Below are 19,761 nucleotides of genomic sequence, written 5' to 3'. Positions count from 1 at the left end.
CTAACCGGTTGTCGAACTCTGGGGAGGGTATGTGCTGGTTCTGGTGGCGGTCCACGCACTCGCAGCCGTGATCGCCCCGGGACTGATACGTATCTGGGGCCGAAAAGGGCTCTACCTGGTGGCCCTGGCTCCCGCGGCGACCCTGTTCTGGGCGCTGACCCGCACCGGGACGGTCCGCTCCGGCACCCCAGTCGTCGAGACGGTCACCTGGGTTCCCCAGCTCGGCCTGGAGATCGCCCTGCGGATGGGCACCCTGGCCTGGCTGATGGTGGTGCTCGTCGGCGGGGTCGGGGCGCTGGTGCTCGCCTACAGCGCCCGCTACTTCCGCTCCGACGACCCGGGCCTGGGCCGCTTCGCGGCCGTCTTCGTCGCGTTCGCCGGGGCGATGCTCGGCCTGGTGGTCTCCGACGACCTGCTGCTGCTCTACGTGTTCTGGGAGCTGACGACCGTCCTCTCCTACCTGCTGATCGGCAGCGACCCCACCAAGCGGGCCAGCCGGCGCGCGGCCATGCAGGCGCTGCTCGTGACCACCCTGGGCGGCCTGGCGATGCTCGCCGGGTTCGTCATGCTCGGCCAGCACGCCGGCACGTACCGCTGGTCGCAGATCGCCACCGACCTGCCCGGCGGCGGCTACCTGGCCGTGGCCCTGGTGCTGATCCTGCTCGGCGCGCTGAGCAAGTCGGCGATCTTCCCCTTCAGCTTCTGGCTGCCCGGCGCGATGGCCGCGCCCACCCCGGTCAGCGCCTACCTGCACGCCGCGGCGATGGTCAAAGCGGGTGTGTTCCTCGTCGCGCTGATGGGACCGGCCGTGGTCGGGGTCGCACCGTGGCGGCCGATCCTGCTCGTCGGCGGCCTGATCACGTTGTTCCTCGGCGGCTGGGCGGCGCTGCGACAGGTCGACCTGAAGCTGCTGCTGGCCTACGGCACGGTCAGCCAGCTCGGTCTGCTGATGGTGGTCCTCGGCGCCGGCACCCGCGACACCGCGCTGGCCGGCGCGGCGATGGTGCTGGCCCACGCGCTGTTCAAGTCCACCCTGTTCCTCGTCGTCGGGGTCGTCGACCACGTAGCCGGCACCCGTGACCTGCGCGAACTCAGCGGCCTCGGGCGGCGCGCCCCGGCGCTCGCGGTGGTGGCGGGCCTCGCGGCGGCCTCCATGGCCGGCCTCCCGCCGCTGGCCGGATTCGTCGCCAAGGAGGCGGCGGTCGAGGCGTTCCTGCACGGCGGCACCGCCGACCTGGTGGTGCTCGCCGGCGTGGTGCTCGGCTCGGCGCTGACCGTGGCCTACACGCTGCGTTTCGTCTGGGGCGCGTTCGCGACCAAAGGCGACGTGCCCGCCACCGAGGCCCGTCCGGTCGGGTGGCCCTTCCTCGCGCCGGCCGTCGTGCTCGCCGCCGCCGGCCTGGCGGTGGGGCTCTTCGCGCCCGCCGTCGACAAGGTCCTCGCCCCGTACGCGGACCTGTACGAGAGTGCCGAGCCCGGCTACCACCTCGCGCTGTGGCACGGTCCGACCCTGGCGCTGGGCCTGTCGGCGCTGGCGGTCGCCGGCGGCGTGGGGCTGTTCCTCCTGCGGCACCGGGGGCGGCTGGGCACGTCGGTCCGACTGCCCTTCGACGGGGCCGCGGTCTACGACCGGCTCATCGGCGGGGTGGACCGGCTCGCGGTGGAGCTGACCGGCGCCACGCAGCGCGGCTCCCTCCCCTTCTACCTCGGCGTCATCCTGCTGGTGATGATCACCTTGCCGGGTGGGGCGCTGCTGGCCGGGATGCCCTGGCCGCAGCAGTTCCAACTGTGGGACACCCCGTTGCAGGCCGTCGCCGCCGCGGTGGTGATCGTGGCCGCCGTGGCCGCCGCCCGCGCCCGGCGCCGACTGACCGCGATGATCCTCGTCGGCGTCGCCGGCTACGGCACCGCGCTGCTGTTCATCCTGCACGGCGCGCCGGACCTGGCCCTGACCCAGTTCCTGGTGGAGACCGTCACGATCGTCATGTTCGTACTGGTCCTGCGCCACCTCCCCGCCAAGTTCTCCGAGCGGCCCATCCGGTCCAGCCGGCGCGGTCGCATCGCGCTCGGCGTCGCCGTGGGCGTGGTCACCGCCGGCATGGCGTACGTCGCGGCGGGAGCGCGGATCGCCACCCCGATCTCCGTCGACTTCCCCGACGAGGCCGTCTCCTACGGCGGCGGCAAGAACATCGTCAACGTGACCCTGGTCGACATCCGGGCCTGGGACACCATGGGCGAGATCGCCGTGCTGGTGGTGGCCGCCACCGGCGTGGCCAGCCTCATCTTCCGCCACTCCCGGGACCTCGACCTGCGCAGGGGCATTCCCGGCGTCGGCCGCACCGAGTCGGCGCGGCCCCGCTGGCTCACCACCGGCGCCACGACCCGCCAGCAGTCGGTCATCCTCCAGGTCGTCACCCGGCTGCTGTTCCACGCCATCGTGCTCTTCTCGATCTACCTGCTCTTCTCCGGGCACAACGCCCCCGGCGGCGGCTTCGCCGCCGGACTGGTGGCCGGGCTCGCGCTGGCCGTGCGCTACCTGGCGGGCGGTCGCACGGAACTCAACGGGGCCGCCCCGGTCGACGCCGGCGCGGTGCTCGGCGCCGGGCTGTTCGTCGCGGTCGGCACGGGCGTCGCCGCGATGCTGCTGGGCGGGGAGTTCCTCCAGAGCGCCCTGCTGGACCTGCACCTGCCGGTCTTCGGCCACGTCCACTTCGTCACGTCGGTCTTCTTCGACGTCGGCGTCTACCTCATCGTGGTCGGCCTGGTCCTGGACATCCTGCGCAGCCTGGGCGCGGAGATGGACCGGCAACAGGAGACCGACCAACGCGAGACCGAACAGGCCGACGACCGGACGAAGGAGCTGGTGTGAACCCGAACCTGACCTACGTCCTCGTGGTCGGCGTCCTCTTCGCCGCCGGGGTGACGCTGCTGCTGGAGCGCAGCCTGACGCGGGTGCTGATGGGCGTCATCCTGCTCGGCAACGGCGCCAACCTCCTGCTGCTCACCGGCGGCAAGGCCGGCGGGCCGCCGATCGTCGGCACCACCGCCGAGGGGGACATGAGCGACCCGCTGCCCCAGGCCATGGTGCTGACCGCGATCGTCATCACCCTCGGCATGACCGCGTTCCTGCTCGCCCTGGCGTACCGCAGCTGGCACCTCAACGGGCACGACGAGGTGCAGGACGACGTCGAGGACCGTCGCATCATGGAGCTGGCCGACCGGGACGAGGGACCGGGCACCGCCGACAACGACGCCGGAGACGGTGACGGAGACGGCGACGTCGCCCTGGCCACCGTGCCCGCCGACGACACCACGGCCAGCCCGGCCGGGGACGGGGGGAGGGGCCGATGACCTGGCTCGTACCCCTGCCGGTGGTGATGCCGCTGCTCGGCGCGGCCCTGACGCTGCTGCTCGTCGGCCGGCCCCGCGCCCAGCGCTGGGTCAGCCTCACGGTCCTCACCGCCACCGTCGCCGTGGCGGCCACGCTGCTGGTCCGCTCCTCCGTGGACGGGCCCCTGGTCGTCGAGGTCGGCGGCTGGGTGGCGCCGCTGGGCATCGTCCTGGTCGCCGACCAGCTCGCCGCGCTGATGCTCGTCGTCTCCGCAGCCGTCACCCTCTGCGTGCTCGTCTACTCGATCGGGCAGGGCACGGCCGACGGCAACGAGGAGACGCCGCTGTCGGTCTACCACCCGACCTACCTCGTGCTGACCGCCGGCGTGTGCAACGCGTTCCTCTCCGGCGACCTGTTCAACCTCTACGTCGGCTTCGAGATCCTGCTGGTCGCCAGCTACGTGCTGCTGACCCTGGGCAGCACGGAGACCCGGATCCGGGCCGGCACCACGTACGTCGTGGTCAGCCTGCTGTCGTCGCTGATCTTCCTGGTCGCTATCGGCCTGGTCTACGCGGCGACCGGCACCCTCAACCTGGCCCAGCTCGTGGACCGGCTCGACGCGCTGCCGGACGACATCCGGCTCGTGCTCCAGGGCATGCTGCTGCTCGCCTTCGGCATCAAGGCGGCCGTGTTCCCACTGTCGGCCTGGCTGCCGGACAGCTACCCGACCGCCCCGGCGCCGGTCACCGCGGTCTTCGCCGGCCTGCTCACCAAGGTCGGCGTGTACGCGATCATCCGCACCGAGACGCTGCTGTTCCCCGGCGGGCGCACCGCCGACCTGCTGCTGGTGGTGGCGGCGCTGACCATGGTGGTGGGCATCCTCGGCGCGGTCGCCCAGTCCGACGTCAAACGGCTGCTGTCGTTCACCCTCATCAGCCACATCGGCTACATGCTCTTCGGCGTCGGCCTGAGCACCTCCCTCGGGCTGTCCGCGGCGATCTTCTACGTGGTGCACCACATCACCATCCAGACGACCCTGTTCCTCGCCGCCGGCCTCGTCGAACGCCGGGGCGGGAGCACCGCCCTGGACCGGCTCGGCGGGCTGGCCCGACTCTCGCCGCTGCTGGCCGTGCTGTTCTTCCTGCCCGCGCTCAACCTCGCCGGCATCCCACCGTTCTCCGGCTTCCTCGGCAAGCTCGGCCTCGTCCAGGCCGGGGTGGACGACGGCGGCCCGCTGGCCTGGACGCTCGTCGTCGGCGGGCTGCTCACCAGCCTGCTCACCCTCTACGCCATCGCCCGCGTGTGGAACCTGGCCTTCTGGCGTGCCCCACACCCGGACATGCCGGACGTCGGCGACGCCGTGCGGGCCGCCCGCACCGACGGTGCCGAGCAGCCGCACAAGGCACCGACCCCCGAGGCGTCGGGCGCGGTGCTGCCCCGGCTGATGATCGGGTCGACCGCCGCCCTGGTGGTGCTCGGCCTGGCGCTGACCGTGGTGGCCGGGCCGCTGTTCGACATCAGCACCGACGCGGCCGACGACCTGCTGCGCCGCACCCCGTACGTCGAGGCCGTGTTCCCGGACGGTGCCCCGTGACCAGTGACCCGATGAGCCCGCCGAAGCCCGTCGCGCCGGCGAACCCGCCGCTGACCCGCACGGCCCTCCGGCGCAACCGGATCGTCGCCGTGACCGGGCTGACCGGCGTCTGGGTGCTGCTGTGGGGCACCCTCTCCTGGGCCAACCTGATCAGCGGGCTGGTGCTCTCCGTCGTGCTGCTGGCGGTCTTCCCGCTGCCGCCGGTGACCTTCGCCGGACGGATCCGCCCCGTGCCGCTCGCGCGGTTCTGGGTGCGTTTCCTGCGGGACCTCGTGGTCGCCTCCGCCCAGATCGCCTGGCTGGCGGTGCGGATCGGGAAACCCCCACTCAGCGCGATCATCGCCGTGCCGCTGCGGGTCAACACCGACCTCAACCTCACGCTGACCGCCGAGGCGCTGTCCCTGGTGCCCGGCAGCCTCATCATCGAGGCCGACCGGACGACCGGCACCCTCTACGTGCACGTCATCGGCGTCCGCAGCCGCGAGGAGGTCGAGCGGTTCCGGCAGGGCGTGCTCGACCTCGAAGCGCGGATCGTCGCCGCCATCGGCTCGCCCGACGAACTGCGCCGCGTGACGCAACCCCACGCCGCCGGCCCGTCGGAGCCGACCCACCCGGAAGGGGTACCCAGATGACCGTCGTCGCCGTGACCGTCGCCGCGCTGCTCGCCGTGGCCGTCGGGCTGACCCTCGTCCGCATCATCCGCGGACCGTCCATCCTCGACCGCGCCGTCGCCACCGACGTCCTGCTCGCCGTCGTCGTCGCCGCCATCGCCACCGAGGCCGCCTACAGCCGCGACGCCACCGCGCTGCCCGTGCTGGTCGTCCTCGCCATCCTCGGGTTCGTCGGCTCTGTCAGCGTCGCCCGGTTCGCCGCCCGGAGGAACGACAAGTGACGCTCGACGCCGTCCTCGACGTCGCCGCCGGCGTCTGCCTGATCGCCGGCGCGCTGCTCTGCGTCGCCGCCGGGGCGGCGCTGCTGCGCTTCCCCGACCTGCTCGCCCGGATGCACGCGGCGGCCAAGCCCCAGGTGCTCGGCCTGCTGCTCGTCCTGCTCGGCTGCGCGCTGCGCCTGCGTACGGGGGTGGACATCACCACCCTCGTGCTGGTCGGCGCCTTCCAGCTCGCCACCGCGCCCGTCGCGGCGCACATGGTGGGCCGGGCCGGCTACCCGCACGACGAGATCCGCCGCGACCTGCTGATCACCGACGAACTCGCGCCCCACCTGGACCGCATCAGCTCCGGCCGCTCCTGACCGGCGGGGCCGCGGCGGCTCTCCGGTAGCCGCGCGGACGGCACGGGAATCGATCGACACGGCCGCCGCTCGACGACGTCGAGCGGCGACGGCCCGTCACGATCGGCGTCCGACCGGACATGGAGTGGACGTGAGCTCCGCGACCGAGCACGAGGACCGTTTCCGAAGCGTCTACGCCGAGGGCTTCGAGCCGCTGCTGGCGTACGCCCTGCGGCGCGTCGAGCACCCCGAGGACGCGGCCGACGTGGTCGCGGAGACCTTCCTCGTGGCCTGGCGGCGCAGACACGAGATGCCGACGGAAGCCGAGACCCGGCTGTGGCTGTACGGCGTCGCCCGGCGGGTGCTCGCCAACCACCATCGCAGCGGCAGACGCCGGCAGCGGCTGGGCGAGCGGCTACGACAGGGGCTCACGGCCGCGATCGCCGCCGACCCGGGCAGCGAGGTGCCGGCACGGCTCACCGTCCAGGCCGCGCTGGCCCGCCTCTGTGAGCTGGACCGGGAGGTGCTGATGCTTACCGTCTGGGAGGGCCTGGAGCCCCGGGAGGCGGCGGCGGTCCTCCGGGTGAGCCCGGCCGTGGTCCGTACCCGCCTGTCGCGCGCGCGGGCCAGGCTGCGCGATCTCGTCCGTGACGACCCCGACCCACCCGGACATGTACTCGACGTCCTGACCGCACCCACCCCGAAGGAGGGCCGATGACCGAGGAGCACCTCGACCGGATGGTTCGAGACGCCGACCCCTACCGACCCGCCGTCATCCGGCGCCTGGACGGGGCGAAGCAGACCCTCCTGGAGGAGATCATGTCCGAGCCGAGGCTCGAACGCGTCGTCGAGTCACCGCCACCACGCTCCCGAACGGGCCGCGGCATCGTTCGCCGCTTCGCCGGCGCGCTGACCGCCGCCGCCGTCCTCACCGGCCTCCTCGCCGTGTCCACCGTGCTGCGCGAACATCCGGACGACAGCCAGGCCCCTCCCACGGACGCCGCCAGTGCGGGTGCCCCCGTCGTCTACTCGCCGGTGGCGATGAAGGCCGCCGAGGGGAACCCGCGGCTGCTCATCGACCAACCAGGCTGGAAGGTGACCACCGTCTACGGGTTCACCGAGCAGCAGGGCACCATCGCGTTCAGCAACGACGGGCGCCAGTTGGAGATGAACTGGTACCCGGCCGGACAGTACGAGAGCTTCCACGCCGACCGGCTCCACGTCAGCCCCCCGCAAGCGGTGCGGGTCGACGGCTGGCTGGGCGACCTGTTCCGCTACAGCTCCGACGACTTCGCGGTCATGCTCCGCCCTCGCGACGGCGTCTTCGTCGAGCTGCGTGCCGGAGGAGGCTGGAGCCGGGACGAGTTCGACGAGGTCCTCGCCGCCGTCGTCCGCGTCGACGTACGCACCTGGCTGGCCGCGCTTCCGGCGGAGATCGTCACGCCCGCGCGGGTGGACGAGGAGGCGGCGAAGGTGCTCGCCGACGTGCCGCTGCCGCCGAACTTCGACCCCACCGCGCTGGGTGACGTCGGCACCAACGATTCCTACCAGTTCGGCGCCCAGGTGACCTCCCGGGTCGGCTGCGCATGGATCGCCGAATGGCTACGCGCGAAGCGGGCCGGCGACGACGCGGCTCTCCAACGCGCCGGCGACGCCCTGCGCAGCAGCCACAACTGGCGCGTGCTGCACCAGATCAACGACGAGGGCGACTGGCCGGAGGTGTTCTGGGAGATCGCCGACAAGGTCGCCGCCGGCAACCCGCCGCCCGCGTACGCCCAGGGGTTGGGCTGCGACTGAGCGCCTCGACCGTCGCCACGCCGGCACTCGCGCCGCGCGGGTGCCGGCGTCGAGGGTCCATTGCAGGCTGCGGCGCGGGGTCCACTGCCTGTCGCGGCGGCGCTGGGGCATCAGGAGAGCGCTGCCGTGGGCGACCACCGAGCCGTTTTGGGCGGCTGGTCTCTAGGACGCCTGGCGGATGGGCATGTCGGCCCGCCAGACATCGGCCAGGTCGCTGAGCGGGACGTCGAGAGCCTGACTGAGGCCGACCACGGTGCCGAACGCCGGTGCGGGAAGGCGACCCGCCTCGATCTTGCGTAGCGTCTCGGGGGAGATGCCGGCTGCCAGGGCCACCTCGACGAGGCTGCGGCCGGCCCGCGCGGCCCGGAGGGCGGCTCCGAGGCGCTGGCCCGCTGCGATCTGTTCGGCGGTGAGTGGTTGGCGAACCATGCCAGCAGGATACCCCCCGGAGCACCCCGACCTGGCGTGGTATAAAAATACCGCACAGGGGAGAGGGAGGCTGTCGTGATCGAGCTCAAGTCCGCCGAGGAGATCGACCGGATGGCGGTGACCGGCCAGTTCGTCGGCGAACTGCTCGCCGAACTGCGCGACGTCGCCGCGGTCGGCGTCAACCTGATGGACCTCGAACACCACGCCCGCCGCCGGATCAAGGAACGCGGCGCCGAATCCTGCTACTGGGACTACGCCCCTTCGTTCGGCCGCGGCCCGTTCCGCAACGTGCTGTGCCTGTCGGTCAACGACGCGGTGCTGCACGGCCTGCCGCACGACTATGTCCTGCGCGACGGCGACCTGCTCAGCATCGACATGGCGGTCGGCATCGACGGCTGGGTCGCCGACTCCGCGCTCTCCGTCGTCGTCGGCACGCCCGATCCGGCCGACCTGAAGCTGATCGAGGCCACCGAGGTCGCACTGGAGGCCGCCATCACCGCCGCCCAGCCCGGCGGTCGCCTCGGCGACATCTCCGCCGCGATCGGCGAGGTCGCCCGCTCCTACGGCTACGGCGTCAACGCCGAGTTCGGTGGCCACGGCATCGGCCGCACCATGCACGAGGCCCCGCACGTGTCCAACGACGGCCGCCCCCGCCGCGGCCTGAAACTCAACCCCGGCCTCACCATCGCCATCGAGCCCTGGTTCTGCCGCTCCACCGACAAGATCAAGTTCGACAAGGACGGCTGGACGATCCGCTCCGCCGACGGCTCCCGCACCGCCCACTCCGAACACACCGTCGCCATCACGGCTTCCGGCCCTCAGGTCCTGACCCGCCGCCCCACTCAGGGCGCCACCTCTGCCGATCCCACCAGGAAGCCCGCCACAGCCTCCTGACCGTGGCCGGTGTGTCTCGTCGAGCGAGCCCGATGCCGTCGACCGTGGCCCTGAGCGCATCGATCGACGGATCCCCGCTGAAGTGCAGGACAGGGAGGCCGGAAGCGCCGGCATTGCTGTCGCCACCGAGGACCACCGCCCGCGGCTCACCGTAGCTGCCGGCAGCCCGAGCGGAGCCGGGCAGCAGAGCAAGGGCGGCCGACACCCGGATGCCGCCGACGCGGCGCCTGTGATGAACCCCCGCCTCGAAGGTCCCCGCAGATCGCGGCGGTGGCGGGTCGGTGACGCTCCCGGTGCGCGGCCCGGCGAGCCCGCGCATAACTGCAGCGCAACCACGTCTGCCTATGGTCAGCGCGATGGCGCCGTGCCGCCGGAAGCCGCGCTGCCGGCGCCGCCGCAACGGGAGGTGTGGACATGGACGATCCGTTCGAAAGCCCGGACGGTAGCTACGTAGCGCTGATGAACGACGATGGCCAGTACGCGTTGTGGCCGGAATCGCTGCCCGTGCCCGCCGGTTGGCAGGTGGTCTGTGGACCGGATCGGCGCGACGCCTGCCTGGACCACATCGAGCGGCACTGGACGGACATGCGTCCGCGCAGCCTGGTCGTGCAGATGGATTCGGCCGGAGCCTGACTCCGTGCGCCGCCGCCGTGGAATGCCGAGCCCGACCACCGGTGACACAACCTGAGGAGCTCCCATGAACCACAGCGTGTGCGTCGACGACGAGCCGCCGGGGGCGAGCGACCACGACGATGTCGCCCGGCGGGTGGCCGAACTCTTCGGCACGGTGCTCGACCGGTCACCGTGCGAACTCGACGAGTCATTCTTCCATCTGGGCGGGGACTCACTCAAGGGAATGTCCCTCCTCGCGCAGGTCAGGACCGCGTACGGGGTGCGCCTGCGCCTCGTCGACCTGTTTGAGCATGGCACGCCGCGCCATCTCGCCGACCGGATCAGCCGGGCGCGTCGTTCCCCGACTCCGGCACGCCGGTCGGTCGCCGAGCACGCCCGGCGCCGGCGGGGCGAGTTCTTTCCGCTGTCGCTCGCGCAGGAGGGCTTCTACGAGATGAACCTCGCGACCGGCGGCGCGGGGTTGTTCAACAGCCTGACCCGGCTGGACTTCGTCGGTGACGTCGACCCGGACGCCCTGCTGGCTGCGGTCGCCCACACCGTGCGGCGGCAGTCGTCGTTGCGCACGCTCTACGGCACGCACAACGGGCGACCCGCCCAACGACTGGTCGCGCAGCCGTCCCCGACACGTCAGGTCGACCTGCGGCACGACGCCAGCAGGCTGGAGCGCCTGGTGCGCCTGGAGCATCTGCGCGGCTTCGACCTGCATCGCGAGTTGCCCTGCCGCTTCACCGCGGTCCGGACCGGTGATCGATCATGGTCGCTGCTGATGGCGATCCACCACATCGCCGTCGACGGGATGTCGCAGGGCCTGCTGGTCGACGAGATCGCCACCTGGTACGCGCACGAGGTGGGCGCGGGCGGAGCCCTGCCCGATCTCTCGACCGATTACCTCCAGTTCGCGGAGTGGCAGCGCAACCACTTCAGCGGAGGTCGCCTGGGGGAGTGCCTGGATCAGCTCCGCAGGACGCTGTCCAGCCCGTCGCCGCCCATCGCATGCTCCTCGGATGCGCGTGGCTTCACCTCGCGGATCGCGCCGTTCGACCTGTCCGGGCGGACCGCGTCCGGTGTGGACGCGACCGCGGCCGGCTGTGACGCCACGGCGTTCGTCGTCCTGGTCGCCGCGATGCTGGACTTCGGCCGCCGCCGCAACGGTCAACCGCGACAACTGGTCAGCATCCAGTCGGCCAACCGCAGCTGGCCGGGTGCCGACGACATCGTCGGCTGCTTCGCCAACACGCTCCACGTGGCCTGTGACCTCGACCCGTCGATGTCCGGCACCGACATCGTCGGTGCCGTCCGCGCGGCGGTCGCCGACGCGCTGGCCTACGAGGACCTGCCCAGCGACTTTGCCCTGCGCGAACTCACCGCACGTGGGTGGGACCTGGCCGGCAGCGGGTGCCTGCCCAAGCTGGGCTTCGCCCTGCAGCCTCCGCTCGGCCACACCCGCGCGCTTCCCGGCTGTGTTCTGTCCGCCCAGCAGATCCTGCAGCGGGGAGACACCGCCGACCCGACGAACTTCCCGCTCGTCGTGGAACTCTTCGGAGCCGATGACGGTCTGCGTGGGGTCACGCACCGTCTGCTCTCGGCATGGCCGGGAGATTCGTTCGGCCATGCCGAGCGCCAGCTGCGTGCGGCCATCGACGAGCTTGCGGGACTCGGCGGATGAGATACCGGAGGCTGGGCAGCCTGTCCGTCAGCGAGGTGGGCCTGGGCACCTGGTTGAACGCGTCGTCGGATCGGCAGGCGGAGGTGGATGCCGTCGTCGCGACCGCGCTGGAGCAGGGGGTGAACCTCTTCGACACCGCCGATTCCTACGGTGAGGCGCAGGAGTGTCTCTCCGCCGCTCTGCGGGGCGTCGACCGGGATACCTACGTCATCTCCACCAAGGTGTACTTCCCGTATTCGGGGACGAGCGGCGGTCTGTCCCGCAAGCACGTGTTGGCGAGCGTACGACGCAGCCTGTCCCAGCTCGGCGTGGACCACATCGACCTGCTCACCGCCCATCGGTTCGACCCCGCCGTCCCGTTGGCGGAGACCATCGGCGTCTTCGCGGAGCTGGTCAGGGCCGGCACCATCCGGCACTACGGGGTCAGCGAGTGGACCGCACCACAGATCGAGCAGGCCTGCCGGCTGGCGGACGAGCTGGGCGTGCCGCGACCCGTGAGCAACCAACCCCAGTACAACGTGGTGTGGCGGGTGCCAGAGGGCGAGGTGCTGCCCGCCTGCCAGCGCAACGGGTTGGGGGTCGTGGCGTTCTGGCCGCTGGCACAGGGCATCCTCACGAACAAGTACCGCCCCGGTCGGCCCCCGCCGACCGGTACCCGGGCCGCTGGCGAGGTGGGGCAGCAGACGATGTCGGCACTGCTGCTCGACGAGGTCCTCGACCGGGTCGAACTCTTTGCCCGGCTCGCCGCCCGGCGGGACCTCACCCCCGCGCAGTTGGCGATCGCCTGGGTCCTCAACCGGCCCGGGGTAACCGCTGCGGTGGTCGGAGCCACCCGTCCGGAGCAACTGCGGGACAACGCCGCAGCGTCCGGAGTTCGCCTCGACCCGGCGACCCTGGAACTCATCGACAAGCTCTTCGCCGGCCTGGTCCACGACGACGTGACCGCCACCGGCTGAGCGGCCCGCCGGGCCCCGTGCCCGCCGCCGTCATCACCGACGCCCGGGCGCGGCCAGGTCGCGCAGCGCCCGCCGGTCGGTCTTGCCGTTGGGGTTGACCGGGAGGTGGTCCAGCGCTTCCACGCGGTTCGGCAGCATGTGCTCCGGCAGGAGGGCGGACAGGTCCCGGCGGACCCGGTAGAGCAGGGCGCGCGGTGCCGCGTCCAGGCCGGACTCCGGCACGAGGAACGCGGTCAGCATGGCGTCACCCCGGGCCGACGGGTGAGCCACGACCGCGCCGTCACGCAGCCACGGCAGCGCCCGCAGCGCATGGTCGATCTCGCCCAGTTCGATACGGTGACCGCGCACCTTCACCTGTTCGTCACGGCGCCCCAGGCAGCGGAGCATCCCGTCCGGCTCGGCGGTCCCGAGGTCGCCGGTCCGGTACCACGTGCCGGGCCGATCGGGAAGCGTCAGGAACCGCTCCGCCGTCAGGGCCGCGTTCTTCAGGTATCCGGCGGCCACCTGCCGTCCACCGACGAAGATCTCACCCACCTCGTGCGGCGCGGTGGGGCGCAGATCCTCGCGTAGCACGACGACCGGACTGGTGGCGTAGCCCTGGCCGATCGGCGCGGCGCTGTCCGCCCGTTCGACCTGATCGGCCGACAACTGCGCGATGGTGTTGTAGACGGTGGTCTCCGTGATGCCGTAGACGTTGCACCACTGGGGTCGGTCCACCGGCCCGTGGGCCTCGTTCCACAGTTTGATGGCGTCGTAGCTCACCGCCTCGCCGCAGAAGACGACCGAGCGCAGCGGAACCGTCAGCCGCTCCTCGTGTGCGGTTTCGGCCAGGTGCCGGAACACGCTCGGCACGACGTGCAGCCGGGTGGCCCGGTGCCGGAGCAGCAGCTCGAGCATCCGTTCCGGGTCCCCGGCGGCCGTCGGCGGCACGGCGAGCAGCGTGGCCCCGACGGCGACGCCGGCCCACATCTCCCACACGCTGACGTCGAAACCGTGACCGTGCTGCAGGGGCCACAGTTCGTCGTCGCCGTAGCCGAACAGCGGCAGGGCGTCCTGGAGGAGCGCGAGTGCGTTCCCATGGGTGATCTCCACGCCCTTGGGCCTGCCGGTGGAGCCGGACGTGTACATCAGGTACGCGCCGGACGATGGGTTCACCTCGGACGGCGGCTGTGGCGTCGGCGACGGCCGGGCCCGCAGCTCGTCCTGATCCACCTTCATGGCGGTCACGGGCGCGCCGGCCAGCGCCGACGCCCCCGCCACGTCCGTGACGGCGAGCCGGATCTCCGAATCCCCCACCAGATATGCGAGGCGATCGGCGGGGTGGCGGACGTCCAGCGGCACGTAGGTGCAGCCGAGCCGCATGATGGCGGCCGAGGCCACCAGCGGCAGCGCGCCCCGCTCGACGGCGAGGCCGACCCGGTCGCCGGTTCGCGCCCCTTCGCCGCGTAGCCGCGCGCACAGCGCGTCCACGTGGGCGTCGAGCGCCGCGTAGGTCAGCGACCAGCCGTCACCCACCAGCGCCGTCCGCCCGGCCTGTTCGCGTGCCGTCCGGCGCAGAACGTCCGTCAGGGACTGCGTTCGCTTCCGTTCGCCGGTCACTGTTCCTCCGGTGTGCCGCCCGACCGTTGGGGCCATGAGGGTATCCGTGGCCGGTCCTCGCACCGGCATATCCGTTCTCGCCACGTAACCGGCGGCCAACTCGGCCGCCCTAGTGTGCGTCGGCATCGGGGCGTCCGTCCCGTGGCCGTCCGAAAGCCTCGCAGCGGGGGGATGGAGACCATGTCCGCCACGGTCGTCGACCTCGATGATCTCGACCTGTTCGTCTGCGGCGACCCGCACGCCATTTGGGCGCGGTTGCGCCGTGAGGCTCCCGTCCACTGGAACGCCGGGCCGGACGGCACGGGCCACTGGGCGCTGACCCGCTACGCGGACGTCGCGGCGGCGTACGTGGATCCCGTCACCTTCTCCTCCCGGCACGGCACGGTTCTCGGCGGGTCCTACCGCAGCGCGACCGACACGGCCTCCGGGCAGATGCTCATCTGTTCCGATCCGCCCGAACACCGGCTGCTCCGCCAGCAGGTTCATCCGGCGTTCGGGCAGCAGATGATGACGAAGGCCGCCGGGTACGTGCGCAGCTACCTCACGGCTGCGCTCGACCGGTTCGTCCAGGCCGGTGGGGGCGACTTCGCCACGGAGGTGGCGCCCCAGCTTCCTGCCGGGTTGCTGACCGCGATGTTGGGCATCGGGCGGGAGGACGCCTTCCACCTGCTGGGCCTGACCCGCCGGATGATCGGTTTCCGGGACGACGAGTACGCCAGCCGGTCCGGCGGTCCAATGACGCTCGTGGCCGCGCAGGCGGAGATATTCGAGTTCCTCGGCGACCTTGTCGTCCACCGCCGCCGCAATCCCGGTAACGATCTCATCAGCATCCTCCTGCAGGCCCGGATCAACGGCCGGGCGCTGACCGAGGACCAGATCCTGTACAATGCCCTCAACGTCGCCGTCGGCGGCGACGAGACCACCCCGTTCACGGCGTCAGCGATCGTCGAGGCGCTCGCCTCGCATCCCGTGCAGGCGCGGCGCCTCCGCGACGACCCGGGCCTCAACCGCACCGCCGTCGAGGAGTTCTTCCGCTGGACCTCCACCAACGCCTATGTGCGGCGGACCGCCACCCGTGACGTCGACGTGCGCGGCGTGACCATTCGGGCCGGCGACACGGTGACCCTGTGGAACGCCTCGGCGAACCGCGATCCGGACGCCTTTCCTTCCCCCGACCGGCTCGACCTGGGGCGCAGCCCCAACCAGCATCTCGCCTTCGGCGTCGCGCACCACCGGTGCATCGGCATGGGCGCGGCACGCATGGAGATCGCCATGCTGACCGAGGAGATCGCCCGGCGCGGGCTGCGCTTCGAGGTGTCCGGTCCCGTGCGACGGCTGCGCTCGAACTTCATGTTGGGCATCACGCACCTGCCGGTGACGGTCACGCTGTTTGGTCAGTCGCCCGGCCTCCGCCAGCCGCCGTAGGCCACCAACAGGTGCGTGTGCGCGCACCGTTTCTGCCCCGCAGTACCTGTGAAGGGATTCGATGATGGAGCTGTTCCACTGTTTCGGCGCTCGACCCAGCCATCGGGTGGACGCACCTCAGGCCGCCGCCATGTTGACCGCGAGCCAGTGCCGCTACCTCGCCGTCAACACGCACAACATCGACGAGGTGGCGAAGGGCGACGACCTGCCCGTCGGCTACGCGACGGCCACCCTTGGCACGGTGCGTGCCCTGCTCGGAACGGAGTCGCCCGTCCAGCCGGTGCTGAACATCAACCACCCGACGACCGGGGACGAGGCGGTGGCCCGGACCCGACGCGCTGTCGAGCTGACCGGCATCCGCGTGATCAAACTCGAGGTGCTGGACGACAGTCTGACCGTGAGCCGTAACGACGCGGTGGTCGCGGCGGCCCGCACACTGAGGGCCGACGGGCTGGAAGTCTGGCCCCTGATCATGCCGGACGCGGCGACCTTCGCGGCATGCCAGGAGCTGGGCAGCAGCATGGTGCGAGTGATGGGATCGCCGATCGGTGCCCGCCGGGGCATCGACCCACACCGCCGCGAGGTGCTGGCGGGGATGCTGGACGACGCGACGGTCCCGGTGATGCTCGACGGCGGCATCGGCGGGGTGGACGACGTGCTGGATGCGATGCGGATGGGGTTCTCGTCGGTACTGGTGAACTCGTGCCTGTTCAGCGCGGGTACCGATCCGGTGGCTGCCTTGCGGGAGTACCGTGCCGCCATCGACGGTGCCCTCGCCACGCGGTGAGTCGGGGCGGGCCGCCGGCGGGGCGAGCCGTCCCGTGACCCGGCTGATCACGCCCCGCACGCTGCTGCGTCAGTGGCGCGACGACGACGTCGATGCCATGACGGCGGTCAACAGCGATCCCGAGGTGATGCGGTGGATCGGCGACGGGTCCCCGCTGGACCGGGAGCGCACCGTAGCTCGCCTCGCTTACTACCGCCAGCACTGGGACCGGCACGGGTTCGGTCTGTTCGCGCTCACCTTGCGCGAGTCCGACGAGGTGGTCGGCTTCGTCGGGCTGGCGGTCCCCGACTTCCTGCCCGAGGTGCTGCCGGCCGTCGAGATCGGTTGGCGGCTGGCGCGCCGGCACTGGGGGCGCGGCCTCGCCACGGAGGCGGCCTGCGCCGTGCTGGCGCATGCGCGCGACGACTTGGGGCTGACGCGGTTGGTCAGCATCCACCAGGTGGGGAACGACGCTTCGGCACGGGTCATGCGCCGGCTCGGCATGCGCCTGGACCGGACGACCACCGATCCGTCGGCCGGCCGGCCGGTCCGGGTGTACGCCATCGACCTCGACGAGCCCGCCGCCGGGGGAACGCGCTGCCCGTAACCCTGGCCTAACTGCCGCCGCCTACGTTCTGCACCGCCGGGGGCACCGTGACCAGGCGAGGGCGAGGCGTTCCCGGCGCCATCCAACCCTCAACCCACGCAGGAGAACGAATGAGCGTGCGATTCGTCGCGCCGGACGATCCGACCATCGCGGAGACGCTGGACCGGGACGGTGTGGTGTTCCTGCACCGGCTCTTCGACCCCGAGCTGATCTCTGAGACGCGGCGGCAGCTCGATCGCTACGAGCGCGAGGTGCTTCCCACCGTTCCAAGGGCCAGCTACGACTACCAGGCGGACGGTGTCACCTTGCACCAGTACCGCGACGTCGACAAGTACGACGCCTGGTTCAAGGACCTCGTCCACCGGTCGCTGATCATGGACGTGGCGCGGCGGGCCGTCAGCTGGGATCCCATGATCTTCTACCTGGAGGTCTTCCCCAAGCCGGCCGGCGCCCACGGGGCGTACCCCCATCAGGACCTGTACACGGCGCCGGTCGATCCGCCGCACTTCCTGCACCTGTGGGTGCCGTTGGAGGATGTCACCGGCGACAACGGGGGCATCTACTTCTATCCCCGCACGCACAAGCTCGGCGTGGCGCCGCACATCGAGCAGCCGGGGATGGCGCCGACCGTCGACCCGACGGTGCTGGAGAAGCTCGCCCCGTACCGGGTCCAGGTGGACTGCCCGGCCGGCTCCGCCGCGATCTTCGGTGGCGACATGATCCACCAGAGTGGGCCGAACCGCAGCGACCGTGCGCGGCCGGCGCTGGTCATCGGATTCCGCGGTGCGGACACGGTGACCAGGAGCGAGACCGAGGTGCTGGCCAGCATCATCCAGCGTATGTACCGTGAGGAGATCGACATCCCCCGCTGCCTGCCGGACGACAGCTTTTACTCGCTGGGCGGAAGCGTCGAGGCGGCGAACCGGATACTCGATCGTCTGGGCGAGGACTACGGGGTCCAACTGACCGAGGCGAACCTCGCCGCCCAGCCGACGCCGATGGGGCTCGCGGCGCTGGTGTTGAGCCGGCACAAGCGGTGAATGGTCGGCACCGGGCGGTGCAGCCAGCACGGGCCGGTGCCGTCGCCTCACCGTCGCGCCACGACCCCGTGCACCGCCTCGGCCATCGCACCGGCCAGCTCGGCCAACCGTCCTGGCGCCCAGCGTCGTGCCGGGGCCCACAGTTCCGGCATGGCGCTGGCGGTGACCGGCACGGACAGGGCCAGGTCGTGACGCAGCCGCAGCCCCTGCCGTGGTAGCGGCGTAATCAGCAGCTCGCCGGCGTGGCGTGCGCTCGTCGAGACGTTGAACTCCTCGAGGCCGATGTTGGTCAACGGATCGTCGGCGCTGGCCGGCGCGCCGACGGCGCGCGCCACGTGACGGTACGGGACACCGGCCGACCGCAGAGCCGCCAGCACGGCGTCCCGACCGAGGCGGATCGCCTCGCGGACTTCCCTGCCCGGGCCGATCGTCATCCGGATCGGAACCACGTCGATCAGACACCCGATCAGGTCCCTGTCGGACCGATCCAGGCGGTTGGCGACCGGCGCGGCGACAACCACGTCCCTCGCGCCGCACTCGTCGGCGACGAGCTGGCCGAGGAGCCCGCCGAGCGCCATGAATCCCGTGGCGCCGAGGCTCCGGCAGGCGTCCAGGAACCCCCGCCAGGTGTCGGGGTCCACGCCGACCGGCTCGCTGACCGCCAGTCGGCCGGCGGCACTGCGTACGCCGGGCAGGTCCCACCGGCGCGGCAGGCCGGTGAGCCGCGCCACCACCTCGTCGGCGGCGGCCCCGCCGGCCAGCTCCGCCTCCCGCGCCACCTTCGCCCGCAGCCAGCGCCCGTAGGCACCCTGATGTTCCTCCCGGGCCATCGTGTCGCCCCGGCGACGTCGTTCATATGCGTCCATCAGCGTACCCAGCAGGACGGAATGCGATGCGCCGTCGGTGATGAGATGGTGCAGCACGATCGACAGCAGGTGCACCCGGGCGTGGGTGCGGACGAGGCGCGTCCGCCACAGTGGTCCGCACGCCATGTCGAAGGGAGTGGCGGCGTCCAGCGCGAACAGGCGACGGATGCGCACGTCGTCGACCTCGTACCCGGGCAGCTCGTCGTAGGCCCAGGCCGGAGCATCGACATCGAAGTGCTGCACGGGCGTGCCGTCCACGGTGGCGAACCGGGCCCGCAACGCCTCGTGCCGAGCCTGCGCGTCGCGCAGCCCGGCGCGCAGCGCGTCGACGTCGAGCGGACCATCGATCCGCAGCACGATGCTGTCGTGGTACCCGGAATCGCCGGGATCGAGTTGCTCAGCGAGCCAGATGCCCTCCTGGGTGGCGGTCAGCGGTAGCGGATCGGCCCGTCGCCGTTGCCGCAGCAGCGTGACGAGTAGGGCCCGTCGGGCGTCGGGATCGGTCGTCATGGCTACTCCACGGGGTGGTGGGCGTGTCGCCGGCCGGCGCGAGGGAGGCTAGCAGCGGCCGGTGCATCGGCCGAGGATCGCGCGGATCGGCATAACCATCCGCTAACCGTCCGTCGATACGATGCAGGCCGGAGGTGACCAGCATGCCCAATTCCTTTTCCCGCTTTCTTGACGAAGAAGACCTGGGCAAGGTGCGTGACGCGTACCTGGAGTCCCTGGCCGCGCTCGAGGCCGAGGAAGAGGTCGAAGTCAAGGCGGTCGGCGCTCCCCCAGAGCCGCAGGAAACCTGAGCCGGGCCCCGCGCCGGAACGCCCGGGCCGGGTGTGACGGGGATGGATTGGCCGACAGCACCGTAGTGCGCCGGCCGGGCTGACGGCCCGGTCCGGCCCGACGTGGAGACCGAATGATTTCAGCATCC

At 71.7% G+C, this 19,761-nt stretch carries 20 protein-coding genes; 17 read left to right on the top strand and 3 right to left on the bottom strand.

Annotated elements, in window-relative coordinates; all coding sequences use genetic code 11:
- Positions 1-31: 31 nt before the first annotated feature.
- The 8 genes from ACGFNF_RS27330 to ACGFNF_RS27295 all read left to right on the top strand — a co-directional run bounded on the left by ACGFNF_RS27330 (position 32) and on the right by ACGFNF_RS27295 (position 7,952).
- A complete protein-coding gene (locus tag ACGFNF_RS27330) occupies positions 32-2,869 on the top strand; it encodes a Na+/H+ antiporter subunit A (protein ID WP_393171600.1) in 2,838 nt (945 codons plus the stop codon).
- Entirely contained in the window at positions 2,866-3,351 is a 486-nt protein-coding gene (locus ACGFNF_RS27325; protein WP_393171598.1) for a Na(+)/H(+) antiporter subunit C, read from the top strand. Before ACGFNF_RS27330 ends, ACGFNF_RS27325 begins: the two co-directional genes overlap by 4 nt.
- Complete coding sequence (locus ACGFNF_RS27320; RefSeq protein WP_357576658.1) at positions 3,348-4,925, top strand: Na+/H+ antiporter subunit D; 1,578 nt, start codon at positions 3,348-3,350, stop codon at positions 4,923-4,925. The genes ACGFNF_RS27325 and ACGFNF_RS27320 overlap by 4 nt, the downstream gene beginning before the upstream one ends.
- Positions 4,926-4,936: 11 nt before the next feature.
- Positions 4,937-5,557, top strand: a complete 621-nt coding sequence (locus ACGFNF_RS27315; protein WP_393171680.1) for a Na+/H+ antiporter subunit E — start codon at positions 4,937-4,939, stop codon at positions 5,555-5,557.
- Positions 5,554-5,817, top strand: coding sequence for a monovalent cation/H+ antiporter complex subunit F (locus tag ACGFNF_RS27310; RefSeq protein WP_089002241.1), 264 nt, complete (start codon positions 5,554-5,556; stop codon positions 5,815-5,817). The genes ACGFNF_RS27315 and ACGFNF_RS27310 overlap by 4 nt, the downstream gene beginning before the upstream one ends.
- Positions 5,814-6,176 (top strand): monovalent cation/H(+) antiporter subunit G, encoded by a 363-nt coding sequence (gene mnhG, locus ACGFNF_RS27305; protein WP_151453966.1) that lies wholly within the window; start codon positions 5,814-5,816, stop codon positions 6,174-6,176. The genes ACGFNF_RS27310 and mnhG overlap by 4 nt, the downstream gene beginning before the upstream one ends.
- Positions 6,177-6,306: 130 nt before the next feature.
- Positions 6,307-6,873 (top strand): RNA polymerase sigma factor, encoded by a 567-nt coding sequence (locus tag ACGFNF_RS27300; protein WP_393171595.1) that lies wholly within the window; start codon positions 6,307-6,309, stop codon positions 6,871-6,873.
- Complete coding sequence (locus ACGFNF_RS27295) at positions 6,870-7,952, top strand: hypothetical protein (protein ID WP_393171593.1); 1,083 nt, start codon at positions 6,870-6,872, stop codon at positions 7,950-7,952. Before ACGFNF_RS27300 ends, ACGFNF_RS27295 begins: the two co-directional genes overlap by 4 nt.
- Positions 7,953-8,114: 162 nt before the next feature.
- Here the strand turns inward: ACGFNF_RS27295 and ACGFNF_RS27290 are convergent, their stop codons facing one another.
- A complete protein-coding gene (locus ACGFNF_RS27290; protein WP_357576654.1) occupies positions 8,115-8,381 on the bottom strand; it encodes a helix-turn-helix transcriptional regulator in 267 nt (88 codons plus the stop codon).
- 75 nt (positions 8,382-8,456) lie between these two features.
- Here ACGFNF_RS27290 and map point away from each other — a divergent pair, with 75 nt between their 5' ends.
- The 4 genes from map (at position 8,457) to ACGFNF_RS27270 (ending at position 12,530) form a co-directional block, all read left to right on the top strand.
- Positions 8,457-9,275, top strand: coding sequence for a type I methionyl aminopeptidase (gene map / locus ACGFNF_RS27285; protein ID WP_393171591.1), 819 nt, complete (start codon positions 8,457-8,459; stop codon positions 9,273-9,275).
- Positions 9,276-9,689: 414 nt separating this feature from the next.
- The gene (locus tag ACGFNF_RS27280) at positions 9,690-9,908 is read left to right on the top strand and encodes an MbtH family protein (RefSeq protein ID WP_393171589.1); all 219 of its coding nucleotides are present in this window, start codon (positions 9,690-9,692) and stop codon (positions 9,906-9,908) included.
- A gap of 64 nt (positions 9,909-9,972) precedes the next feature.
- Positions 9,973-11,574: a condensation domain-containing protein gene (locus ACGFNF_RS27275; protein ID WP_393171587.1), complete on the top strand. Its 1,602-nt coding sequence runs from the start codon at positions 9,973-9,975 to the stop codon at positions 11,572-11,574.
- Positions 11,571-12,530, top strand: a complete 960-nt coding sequence (locus ACGFNF_RS27270; protein ID WP_393171585.1) for an aldo/keto reductase — start codon at positions 11,571-11,573, stop codon at positions 12,528-12,530. The genes ACGFNF_RS27275 and ACGFNF_RS27270 overlap by 4 nt, the downstream gene beginning before the upstream one ends.
- Positions 12,531-12,563: 33 nt before the next feature.
- On the opposite strand, the gene ACGFNF_RS27265 is transcribed toward ACGFNF_RS27270, so the two are convergent.
- Positions 12,564-14,045 (bottom strand): amino acid adenylation domain-containing protein, encoded by a 1,482-nt coding sequence (locus tag ACGFNF_RS27265; protein ID WP_393171583.1) that lies wholly within the window; start codon positions 14,043-14,045, stop codon positions 12,564-12,566.
- Between ACGFNF_RS27265 and ACGFNF_RS27260 the strand changes: the two genes are divergently transcribed.
- The 4 genes from ACGFNF_RS27260 to ACGFNF_RS27245 all read left to right on the top strand — a co-directional run bounded on the left by ACGFNF_RS27260 (position 14,001) and on the right by ACGFNF_RS27245 (position 17,967).
- Positions 14,001-15,554, top strand: coding sequence for a cytochrome P450 (locus ACGFNF_RS27260; protein WP_393171581.1), 1,554 nt, complete (start codon positions 14,001-14,003; stop codon positions 15,552-15,554). The genes ACGFNF_RS27265 and ACGFNF_RS27260 overlap by 45 nt on opposite strands.
- Before the next feature lie 64 nt (positions 15,555-15,618).
- On the top strand, positions 15,619-16,341 hold the full coding sequence (locus ACGFNF_RS27255) for a hypothetical protein (protein WP_393171579.1): 723 nt from the start codon (positions 15,619-15,621) through the stop codon (positions 16,339-16,341).
- Between the two features lie 34 nt (positions 16,342-16,375).
- Positions 16,376-16,927: a GNAT family N-acetyltransferase gene (locus ACGFNF_RS27250; RefSeq protein ID WP_393171577.1), complete on the top strand. Its 552-nt coding sequence runs from the start codon at positions 16,376-16,378 to the stop codon at positions 16,925-16,927.
- A gap of 110 nt (positions 16,928-17,037) precedes the next feature.
- Positions 17,038-17,967 (top strand): phytanoyl-CoA dioxygenase family protein, encoded by a 930-nt coding sequence (locus ACGFNF_RS27245; RefSeq protein ID WP_393171575.1) that lies wholly within the window; start codon positions 17,038-17,040, stop codon positions 17,965-17,967.
- A 47-nt stretch (positions 17,968-18,014) separates the two neighbouring features.
- On the opposite strand, the gene ACGFNF_RS27240 is transcribed toward ACGFNF_RS27245, so the two are convergent.
- Positions 18,015-19,343, bottom strand: coding sequence for a condensation domain-containing protein (locus tag ACGFNF_RS27240; RefSeq protein ID WP_393171573.1), 1,329 nt, complete (start codon positions 19,341-19,343; stop codon positions 18,015-18,017).
- 134 nt (positions 19,344-19,477) lie between these two features.
- Here ACGFNF_RS27240 and ACGFNF_RS27235 point away from each other — a divergent pair, with 134 nt between their 5' ends.
- Entirely contained in the window at positions 19,478-19,633 is a 156-nt protein-coding gene (locus ACGFNF_RS27235) for a hypothetical protein (RefSeq protein WP_393171571.1), read from the top strand.
- The last annotated feature ends 128 nt before the right edge of the window (positions 19,634-19,761 follow it).

The sequence above is a fragment of the Micromonospora sp. NPDC048868 genome (assembly GCF_043198195.1).
GTDB lineage: Bacteria > Actinomycetota > Actinomycetes > Mycobacteriales > Micromonosporaceae > Micromonospora > Micromonospora reichwaldensis.
Note: the sequence above shows the minus strand (reverse complement) of the source record. Positions and strands in the feature narration are given on the sequence as shown.

Excerpts from the sequence above, each read along its gene's own strand:
- ACGFNF_RS27240 (WP_393171573.1), bottom strand. The coding sequence starts at position 19,343 with ATGACGACCGATCCCGACGCCCGACGGGCCCTACTCGTCACGCTGCTG.
- ACGFNF_RS27275 (WP_393171587.1), top strand. The coding sequence starts at position 9,973 with ATGAACCACAGCGTGTGCGTCGACGACGAGCCGCCGGGGGCGAGCGAC.
- ACGFNF_RS27255 (WP_393171579.1), top strand. The coding sequence starts at position 15,619 with ATGGAGCTGTTCCACTGTTTCGGCGCTCGACCCAGCCATCGGGTGGAC.
- ACGFNF_RS27290 (WP_357576654.1), bottom strand. The coding sequence starts at position 8,381 with ATGGTTCGCCAACCACTCACCGCCGAACAGATCGCAGCGGGCCAGCGC.
- ACGFNF_RS27270 (WP_393171585.1), top strand. The coding sequence starts at position 11,571 with ATGAGATACCGGAGGCTGGGCAGCCTGTCCGTCAGCGAGGTGGGCCTG.
- ACGFNF_RS27310 (WP_089002241.1), top strand. The coding sequence starts at position 5,554 with ATGACCGTCGTCGCCGTGACCGTCGCCGCGCTGCTCGCCGTGGCCGTC.
- ACGFNF_RS27320 (WP_357576658.1), top strand. The coding sequence starts at position 3,348 with ATGACCTGGCTCGTACCCCTGCCGGTGGTGATGCCGCTGCTCGGCGCG.
- ACGFNF_RS27280 (WP_393171589.1), top strand. The coding sequence starts at position 9,690 with ATGGACGATCCGTTCGAAAGCCCGGACGGTAGCTACGTAGCGCTGATG.
- ACGFNF_RS27295 (WP_393171593.1), top strand. The coding sequence starts at position 6,870 with ATGACCGAGGAGCACCTCGACCGGATGGTTCGAGACGCCGACCCCTAC.
- ACGFNF_RS27245 (WP_393171575.1), top strand. The coding sequence starts at position 17,038 with ATGAGCGTGCGATTCGTCGCGCCGGACGATCCGACCATCGCGGAGACG.
- ACGFNF_RS27315 (WP_393171680.1), top strand. The coding sequence starts at position 4,937 with ATGAGCCCGCCGAAGCCCGTCGCGCCGGCGAACCCGCCGCTGACCCGC.